Annotated in this window: 7 protein-coding genes; all 7 read right to left on the bottom strand. The window is 28.9% G+C overall.

Annotated features, from left to right (window positions below; translation table 11 throughout):
• Window positions 1-248: 248 nt before the first annotated feature.
• The 7 genes from RSD37_RS08315 to RSD37_RS08345 all read right to left on the bottom strand — a co-directional run bounded on the left by RSD37_RS08315 (window position 249) and on the right by RSD37_RS08345 (window position 10,653).
• Complete coding sequence (locus tag RSD37_RS08315) at window positions 249-1,106, bottom strand: undecaprenyl-diphosphate phosphatase (RefSeq protein WP_346946257.1); 858 nt, start codon at window positions 1,104-1,106, stop codon at window positions 249-251.
• An 86-nt stretch (window positions 1,107-1,192) separates the two neighbouring features.
• Window positions 1,193-1,906 carry a GNAT family N-acetyltransferase gene (locus RSD37_RS08320; protein ID WP_346946258.1) on the bottom strand — a complete coding sequence of 238 codons (714 nt, stop codon included), beginning with the start codon at window positions 1,904-1,906 and terminating at the stop codon, window positions 1,193-1,195.
• Between the two features lie 176 nt (window positions 1,907-2,082).
• On the bottom strand, window positions 2,083-3,279 hold the full coding sequence (gene gltS / locus RSD37_RS08325) for a sodium/glutamate symporter (protein ID WP_346946259.1): 1,197 nt from the start codon (window positions 3,277-3,279) through the stop codon (window positions 2,083-2,085).
• Window positions 3,280-3,420: 141 nt separating this feature from the next.
• Window positions 3,421-3,951 (bottom strand): DUF5662 family protein, encoded by a 531-nt coding sequence (locus tag RSD37_RS08330; RefSeq protein ID WP_346946260.1) that lies wholly within the window; start codon window positions 3,949-3,951, stop codon window positions 3,421-3,423.
• 26 nt (window positions 3,952-3,977) lie between these two features.
• Window positions 3,978-7,202 carry a two-component regulator propeller domain-containing protein gene (locus RSD37_RS08335; protein ID WP_346946261.1) on the bottom strand — a complete coding sequence of 1,075 codons (3,225 nt, stop codon included), beginning with the start codon at window positions 7,200-7,202 and terminating at the stop codon, window positions 3,978-3,980.
• Between the two features lie 391 nt (window positions 7,203-7,593).
• Entirely contained in the window at window positions 7,594-8,979 is a 1,386-nt protein-coding gene (locus tag RSD37_RS08340; protein WP_346946262.1) for a peptidoglycan binding domain-containing protein, read from the bottom strand.
• A gap of 381 nt (window positions 8,980-9,360) precedes the next feature.
• Window positions 9,361-10,653: a dicarboxylate/amino acid:cation symporter gene (locus RSD37_RS08345; protein ID WP_346946263.1), complete on the bottom strand. Its 1,293-nt coding sequence runs from the start codon at window positions 10,651-10,653 to the stop codon at window positions 9,361-9,363.
• Window positions 10,654-10,752 lie beyond the last annotated feature (99 nt).

The raw sequence follows: 10,752 nt of genomic DNA on the forward strand, positions 1-10,752 counted from the left end.
GGATAATTTTATGTTATTCTTATAATCTGTTGATAACTAAGGCATCTGAAAATAAATAATAAGTCAAAGATGCGAAGGATATTTTGAGTTAGACAAGGAAGCAGGTTCCGCAGATAGTAGAACTATCTAAGGGTTCTTCTGACGACGTATCACTCAAAATAGTCTAGGAGATTGACTTATTTATTTCTTGAAGATGCCTAATATTAAAATAAATCTAACTTCAACTAAGTCATTACTATATGTGTATATTAACCAACTAAATTTATAACCTTAGTAAATACTAATATGGCAAGAAGTACTCCAGCTGCTATTCTATATATAGCAAATACTCTCATTGGTTTCTTCTTTAAGAAATCAACAAACTTATCCATAACTACTATAGATACTACGAATGCAACAATAAATCCAATTACCAACGCAATCCATAGAGTTGAATTCATTATAGAATAGTCAAACTCAAATAAATCTTTTCCTGAAGAACCTATCATAGCTGGAATAGCTAAAAAGAATGAGAATTCTGCTGCTATAGGTGTTGCAATTCCAGCAACCCAACCACCCATTATTGTAGATGCACTTCTAGACATTCCTGGCCACATAGAAATAACTTGGAATAATCCTACTTTTAATGACTGCATAAGTGTTATGTCATCTATATTCTTTGTAGAATGCTTCATCTTGCTAAATACATTCTCTATTATAACTAATAAAATACCCCCAACTATAAATCCAACAATTACAGCTTCTGGCTTAAATAAATCTTTTATATTATCATAGAATAGCATACCAACTATTCCCGCTGGAATAGATCCTATTATAACATTTATTCCAAATCTAAATCCCGTTTTCCCCTTTTTTCCACCAGTAAATATATATTTAAAGAACTCTATTACGCTATCCTTTATCTTTTTCCAATAAAGAACTACTACAGCAAGTATTGCTCCAAGTTGAATAACAACCTCAAACATGTTTGCAAAGTCACCATGAAAATTAATTGCATTTCCTACTAATATCATATGCCCTGTAGATGACACTGGAATAAACTCTGTAAGTCCCTCCACAATTGCTATTATAATCGCCTTAAATATAAATAATAAATCTAATCCCATTAATATCACTCCTTGTTAATTATATAAATATCCTTGACTCTATAATTCAGTTTAACTGACTATTTTAAGAGAAGAACCTATTAGCTTTACTTAAAAAGCCAGTAAATAGTATTTGTCGAAATTTCAAATCCTAATTTTTTCTGCAAATTCATGGATGATTCATTCCCTATCTTTACCTGACCATAGGGATACCTGTTATTTATCAATGCATCATTTGTTGCTACTGATTGAAGCACTGTGGCAATACCTAATCCTCTAAACATTGGTAAAACTTCGAGAATTCCTATGGATCCCTCCTCATGGGTACCAATAAATCCGCATAATTTAGAATTAATAAAGGCTCCGAACATAGTTTTTGTTGCTATTCTCTCTTTAATATACTCTTCGTTAGCTAAATCTACACCAGAGTAATTTTCCATAATTATTCTTATATGTTCTTCTGTAAGAATAGTTATTTCTGCTGAACATGTAGGTATTTTTAATGGCTTGTCTTTATTATATAGAGTCTGATAACAAACCATTTTCTCTCTACACTTAAACTTTTTCATAAGTAAATCATAGTAAACTTCTTGATGTCCAACTATCATTTCTATCTCATCTGGAATCTTACTAATCATAACCTCCGCTATTTTCATGTTATCTGTAGACATCATATAAGCTCCAGAAATTTTATCGCATAGTAATACACCCTTATCAGACACTACCATTAATTCAGCACTATCTCTTCTTATGCACTCTAACATATCCACATTTAATAAAAAATCCTTTGATAACGTTTCTATAGCCAATTTCCTTGTCATAAGTTGTCATCTCCAATATAAATTATACTATACACAAACATATTATACCATTTTACTCTGAGAATATAAAATTCCTATTAATTTTATATTTTCAGAGTAAAACTATAGAACTCTAAATACTCAAATATTGAATTTATAGAAATTATCTTCAACAACTTCTATAAATCATAGCAGGACTAACGTAAAAAATTAATAAATATTGTTATTACTGCAGAGTTTATAAAATCAATAAATAATCCTCCTACGATTGGTACTACCAAATAAGGAGTTGGTGCAAATCCAAATTTATTAGCTAAATCATCCATATTAGCTACAGCATTAGGTGTAGCACCCATTCCAAATCCACAATTAGCAGATGCAAATACAGCAGCCTCGTAATCTTTACCCATAACACGGAAGGTTATGAAATAAGTGAAAAATCCTATAAGGATAGTTTGTCCTATAAGCATAACAATCATAGGAAATGCTAAATCAAAAAGCTCCCATAGCTTTAATCCCATTAATGCCATACATAGAAAGAATGATAAACTAATACCACCAATTGTTGCAATCTCCTTATCTACAAGTTGAACATTTGTGACATCACATATATTTCTTATAACTGCAGCCACAAGCATAGCTCCAATATATGATGGAAATGTTAACCCTAAATCTTGAATAAAATTAGAGATTATAGATCCAATTCCCATTGCAATAAATATCCAAGAAATACCGTTCATCAATCTTTTATTACATAAAAAAGCTTGGTTGTCTTCATTTGAATCACTTATAGAAATAGATTTATCCCCTGATGCTTTAGGAGTCTTAAGTTTATAACGTTCAATTAATTCTTTAGCAACTAAGCCACCTATAATGCTACCCATAACTAATCCAAAAGTGGCTGAAGCAAAGGATACAGTTGTTGCACCTGCAACTCCCATATCTTCTAAAAGTGGTCCAAAGGAACCTGCTGTTCCATGACCCCCAATCATTGGAATAGACCCGGTACAAATACCTAGTAATGGGTCTAGCTTAAATATTAATGCTAAAGCTGCTCCCATGATATTTTGACAAATTACTAAGATAATTGATAAAGCCAAGAATATTATAACATTAATTCCACCTTTTTTTAATATCTTAAAACTAGCAGTAAATCCAATGCTGGTAAAAAATGCAGTCATAAAAACACTCTGTAATGTTATATCTAAATTAATAGTAGCAATATTGGTAAGCTTTAAAATAAGTATAAATACTGCAAAAATAAGTCCACCTATAACTGGAGCAGGTATACAATATTTTGATAAGGCCGTAATTCTTTTCTTTAAATGTTGCCCTAAATAGAATACAATAGTTGCCAAAGCCATTGTTTGAAATATATCTAATGTCAACTTCATATGTTGTTTCCTCTTTTCTTCCTTTGTATCTAATAATTCCTATTTATCATTTGAAAAATAATGCTATAATATTTTACTCTGTAAAAATCTACAGATTCCATAAAATCATTTCAAATTATAGTTTAAGACTATAGCTATTTCTTAGGACTTTAAAAGCTCCTTCTTAATATAGTTTAAAGTTACTCCTTCGCCCTCATTTGCAAGCATATTAAGTAACCTTTCTAAAATTTCTCTTGTTTCACTATGTAAAATACAATGGCTCTTTCCTCGTTCATAATATTCTAATGCACTTCTATCACTATATTTTTCCTTTTGATAATTCATGGAAGCAGCCATTCTATCTATAAACATTTCCACTACATATTTAATAGGCATTTTCATTCCAACCATACCATCCTCAATCTTTAACCCGTAATCCATCCAATATTCAAGATGATGTTTATTTCTTCCTTTGTGATGAAGCCACGCCTTTGATAATCCTTCAATCTGCTTCTGTATACCATTAGGACTTATATTGCCCCTATAGTATTTTATACCTGCTGAAAACTCTATCCATGAATATTTAGACATATCATGAAGTAATCCCTGCTTATATAAACCAACCCTAAAGCAATATTTCATAACCAATAACTTATGGTGTGTAATTGTTCTGAAATGATTAATTGTATTCATACGTCTCCCTCTATTCCAATAATCTCTTATATACTACTTATTAATTTTTTAGCTTCCACAGGTAGTATTATAGTAAATTTACTTCCTTCATTCTTTTTACTTTCAACAGATATATGTCCAATATGCATATCAATAATATGCTTTATAATAGTAAGCCCTAATCCACTTCCACCTTTTTCTTCTGAGTTTGGATCAATGACTTGGTTAAATCTATCAAATATTGATTCATGATATTCTTCAGCTATACCGATTCCACTATCTAAAACAACTATTTTTACTTGATTCCCCAAATCATATATGGATACTTCAATGATACCTCCCTCAGGAGTAAATTTAGCCGCATTACTAACTAAATTGACGATACATCTTTCTATTTCATATGCATCACACATAATTATCTTTTCTTCTACATCTGTATCTATTATCAACTCAATTCCCTTTGCTTTTACATAATCCTTTAAACTTAATGCCGCTTCTTCTACTGTATAAACAATATCATTCTCTTTCAAGTTTATTTTATAGCTTCCATGCTCAAATTTACTAGCATCTATTATATTATTTATTAAATTTAATAGACGTTTCGTATTTTTACGCATTACATCCATATAATAATTTAGCTTTTCAGCAGTTATACTCTCTTCATTCCTATTAATATGAGTAATTAACTGTTCTACTGAATTTATTACGTTTAAAGGTGTTCTAAGCTCATGAGATAAATTTATAAAATAATTATTTTTGTTCTTTTCAAGCTTTATAACTTGTTTTAAAAGAGTATTATTCATTTCCATCTCATCCATTAATTGTTCTGTTCTTTTATTTACCAAATTATCTAACCTACTCATTTTAGTTTTATTTATATAAATTATTATTACTATAGCTAACAAATATATAATAATTGCACATTTACTCATCCAAAGTGGAGGTTCTATTCTAAATTTCACACTACTTTCTTCGCTTATAACCCCATTTTGACTTCTGACCTTTATTTTAAAGGTATATTGTCCGGGGCTTAAATTACTGTAGATAACCTCAGTATTACTTACTGCAATCCATTTATCATTAAAGCCTTCTAACTTATATTGATATTGTATGTTTTTATTGTCTTTATAATTTGGTACAAAATACTTTATTCTAATAATGTCCTTGCCATATTTGATTTTCAAACCATTTATATCTTTATAACTTTCTCCCTGTATTTCAAACTCATCAAAAACAACCTTTGGAGAATAATCAGTTTGTATAATATTATTAGGATTAAAGCTATTAACTCCATTAGTTCCTCCAAAAAATAATTCTCCACTTATGCTTTTATGATATGCCTTTCCATTAAACTCATTACCTTGTATACCATCTATAACACTTAAATTTTTAAATTCTCCAGTATTTACATCAAGTTTTGAAATACCATTATTGGTACTCATCCAAGGATTTCCATCATCATCTAATAAAACACCATAAACCGTGTTGTTAGGTAAACCATCTTGAGTTGTATAGTTTGTAAATTCTCCCTTTGATTTATTAAATTTTCTAAGTCCACAATTAGTTCCAATCCATAGATTCCCATTTTCATCCTCTGCTATTGACCTTATGCTATTAATACCTTTTTTGTTACTATTGTCCTTATATCCATCGTCTTTATAATTTATAATATTATTATTATTATTATTAAAATCTATCTTTGTTAGTCCTCCACCCAAAAAACTTCCTACCCAATATACTCCATCCTTATCTTCATAAATATCTTCTATATAAACATCGGTTATGTTCTTTGCCAATAAAAGTTCAGTAATAGAGCTAATAGTACCATCCTCTGTGTTTAAAATGTCTAAACCATCTGGGCTTCCAATCCACAAATATCCTTTGCTATCTAAAAACAAGCTTTTTATATTTTCTCCTGTTAATCCATCATTAAGTGTATATTTCTTTATAGACATATCTTCTTTATTAACTTCATTTATGCCTTCTTTAGTTCCTATCCAAACAATATTATCCTTACCAGTAATTACTTTAACTGAGTTACTACTTAAATTTAAGTCACTACTTCCTTCTATTATATGGTTTACTATATCATTTTTTCTATCAATTATATTTACACCATTATCCTTAGTTCCAACCCATAATAATCCATCTTTATCTTCATAAATGCCATGTACAACATTATCACTTAAAGAATTTATATTTAAGGGATCATTCTTATAATGTGCAATTTTATTAGATGGATCAAAAATACTAACTCCACAATAAGTTCCAACCCAGATTAATCCACTACGATCTTCCATAATTGTATACACTAAATCATTTGATAGACTATTTGAATAATAGGGCTTATTTACATAAGTTGTAAACTTTTCATCTTTACTTGTATACTTTGCTAAGCCTTTTTCTGTACCTATCCACACAATACCATCTTTATCTTGAAACATCTTTTTAGTAGTATTTGAAGGTAGTGAATTTTCATCTTCAGTCTTATGTTTATAGCTGGTTATTTCTTTAGTTTTCACATTTATTTTATTTAATCCACCAATTGATGTAGATACCCATACATATCCTGATTTATCAGCAAGTAATGAATTTATTTCATTTCCACTTATAGATTCCTCCTCTGTAGAATAATACTTATCAATTTGGTTTGTGTTAAGATTTATCTTGTTTAAATCAAACTTAGTACCCATCCAAATATTACCGTGAACATCTTCAGTCATAGACTTTATATTTTGATTTGTGAGCTTTACGTCTTCATTTAAGATTCTTTGAAAACTATCTGTTTCCTCATTATAAAGATTTAATCCATTACCAGTACCAACTAAAATTTTATTATCTTTTGTAACTAAAACACAGTTAACAAAATTATCCGACAAGTTACCTTTGTTAGGTCCATTAAAATAATTTTTTATAGCTCCATTGACAATATTGATTTTAGTAAGTCCGTAGCAAGTAGATACCCATAGGTTATTACTTTTATCTTCAGTTATATTTAAAATATAATTATCTGCTATACTTTCGCTATCTCCTTCATCACTTTTATATACTTTCATATTATAGCCATTGTACCTGTTTAGTCCATCATTAGTACCCATCCAAACATATCCTTTACTATCTTGAAATATAGTTTGAACTGTAGCTTGAGATAACCCATCTTCAATAGTAATATTTTTAAAATTTATATTACTGAAAGCAAATACATCATATGTGGAAATACATATGATTAAAATTACTATAGAAAATATAATCTTATATCTATTATTTTTCATCATGGTTTCCGCCTTTTAACTCTTCTATCATTGTATTAGTTATTATACTATAGGGAACTGTTTATAACTACAACCTTATTAATTTTTTTATAAGTAGATAATTGTGTTAATATACTAGCATATCTTCTTTATACCTCTTGCTAGAAATTAAAGGATTACAATTGAATTTTTTAACAAAGTATTTTATGTGTTCTATTACTGTAATTTCTATTTTGGGCTAAACAAAAAACCTTAGGCTTTTTATTCCTAAGGCGATTTCACTATTATATTGTTCCTTTTATTTACAATGTTGTATAGGCTAGGTATTAACTAGCATTAAAATCCGAGAAAACTTATACATAGGATTAAATTGGTACAATTGTCTATTGTAGCAAAAATAACAAATTATCCATTAAAAATAACAAATTATCGGAGCCCCATCTTCAATATTATAAAATATTGCATCTGCTACATAATATGGAGCATTTACACAACCATGAGAACCATTTGTCAGATAAATGCTTCCACCAAAGTCCGTTCTCCAAGTTGCATCATGAAGACCTATATCCGAATTAAATGGCATCCAAAAGCTAACAGGTGTAGCGTAATCATCACCTCTTAATATAGCATCCTTTTGTTTATAGTCTAACTTATAAGTGCCTGCAGGTGTTGAGTGATTGCTGCTTACATTGCCTGTAACTACATCTCCCTCTACAATAAGAGAACCATCTTTGTAAAACCATATATGTTGTTTTGTTAGATCAATTTCAACATAAGTATTTCCAATATCATTAGTACCATAAGCTACTGCGCTTTGTGCATATATTGGTTCTTTTGTTATTGATTGTCCTTCTTTTATTGCATCAACTAAATATTCAACTTCTTCATACCTATTAATTAGCCAACCATAGTCACCACCGCTAACGTTTTTTGTTACTCCTGATGATGTAACAAACTCTCTTGTTCCACCTACAGTATCATATCTATTAGCTAATGTATCTATATAATTTTTTGCTTTTTCCTCGTCAAGTGAAATTTTAAAGTTTTCGTCAACTTCAACCCAGTCATGTATTATAGATTCATCTAATACTTCTGTATGTTCTCCAAAAGTATAAGTAATCTTTGACGCTGTATATTTTTCAAGTATATTTTTAGCTTCTATAATTTCCTTGGAGCCTGAAGTATATTTCGGTTCTTCATAACAATTAATTGATTCAAGATCCATTATTGTTTCTCCCTTAAGAATTACATCTACCACTTTCTCATATAAAGCATCTTTATTAATTTTATTGCCTTTAACTTCATCTACAATAACATATTCATTATTCATATATTCTAATTTAGCATTTTGAGGTTCAATTATATTACCACTATCAAAACATGCTAGATTTTCAAAGGATTTTCTTAATAGTTCTTCATCATATAAAGTTTTTTTAATCATTTTAAATTCCTGTGTATTAAAAACCCCATAAATCCACCCAAAAGGATTCTGATTATCTTTTAATACCTGAACTTCACCATTTAAGTCATATTTTAGTCCAATATCATTTGATTGAATTACTTCTTTTACATTCCCTCGCTCCTTTAATTCCAATGCATATGTCTTACTTCTAGATAATATTTCTTCTTCTATTTGTCCTACCGTTTTACCACAAGCATTAATACCATCAATTACAGAACCAAAATAAAAACGGTTTATGAAGTATAAGGACATACTAAAATATATAACAAGCAATGCGCAAAGAGAAATTATAGTGCATATGGTTATTTTTATTCTTCTATTCTTTTCTACTTCCACATTTTTAACTTCTATAACAATCACTCCCTATAATACTTTTTATATTATATATATACTATTTACTTGATTTAAAAATTACAAATATATAAATCAAATAAATTTTTATATTAATTATGAATTATTTTTCATTTATAATTCCTTTCAACATCATAACATTTTATACTTTTTTATACAACTATGTTAAATTTAATAAAATAGTGTGTTTTCATATTAATTTTTTAGTATATTTAATATTAAAATTAAAGAACTACACCGCAATATTAAGATGAATTTTAAAAATAAAAAAATCCATAAACTCACATTTCATTTATAGCGATAACTAGATGCTACCCTTCAACAAAATATAATTTATGGATTTTCTTATATTATATATTTTATGATCTAACCCTGTAAAATGCTCTTCTTTTTATTTTCTGTTTCATCAACAATTAAAGCTGCAACTGATGCACCCGTAACGTTAGTTGCTGTTCTAATCATGTCTATTATGGAATCTACTGCAATTATCATAGCCATACCTTCTATAGGTAAACCTAATGTTGCAAGCACAACTGTTGTTGACATTGTAGCTGCCCCTGGCACACCTGCAATTCCTATAGATGAAATAATTGTTGTTAATATTATCAATATATATGAGTATAATGTAAGTTCTATATTAAAAACATTTGCTACAAATATGGCTACTATTGCTGGATAAAAACCACCGCATCCATTTAATCCTACAGTAGCTCCAAGAGGTGCTACAAAGCTTGCAATACTTTCTGAAACTCCAACTCGCTCTACTAAAGATTTAATTGTAACAGGTAAAGTTCCATAACTACTTTGGCTTGTAAATGCTAATAATTGAGCTGGGAAAATCCCTTTAAAGAACTTTAATGGATTCTTCCTTGCAATAAAAGCAATTAAAGGTGTATATACAATTGCAAATTGAATTATCGCTGCAATATAAACAGCTATAATTACCCACATTAATGATTTTATAGTTTCCATTCCATTACTAGCTGCCGCTGTAGCAATTAATGCGAATACTCCATAGGGAATTATTTCTAATACTATTTTTGTAATTCTCAATACTATAGTATAAGCAGACATTATAAAATTTTTAAAAGGTTTTGCTTTTTCAGGATTTATATTATCTTCTATAACCAATGCAACTGCTACAAATAGTGAAAATATTATAACCGGAATTATTCTATTATCCACAATTGCTGCTATTGGATTTGATGGTAACATATCTATTAACACTTTTGAAAAACCAGGTATCTCTCTTGCTTGAAAGTTCTCTGCTCCTACAAAATTTAATCCCTGTCCTAACTTGAATATATTAGCCACAACAATACCTATAGTTGCTGCAATTCCAGTAGTTCCTAGTAAAATTGCAAAAGTTTTAATCCCTACTGATTTTAAAGTATTTAAGTTTTCAAGCCTTAGTATACTAGTTATTAATGATGTCATAACTAAAGGTATAACTATCATCTTAATTAAAGACATATATCCTTTTCCAACTGTATCTAAGAATAAAATATCATCTTTAAATATCATTCCAAGGACCAAACCTAAAGAAAGTGCTGTAAGTACTGAAATTGAAAATTTATTTGTTTTTTCTTTCACTATGTATATAGCTAAGATTGAAATTATTGATAATAATATTGATAATATTAATTTAATGTTTATCATTTGTAAACCTCTCCCTTGTTTTAGAATTTTTATTGTTTTGCTGGCCAGCAAAAATATATTTTAACTTAATTAAATTATAAACTTATTTTTTTAAACACA

This window comes from Clostridium sp., assembly GCF_036646415.1.
Lineage (GTDB): Bacteria > Bacillota > Clostridia > Clostridiales > Clostridiaceae > Clostridium_J.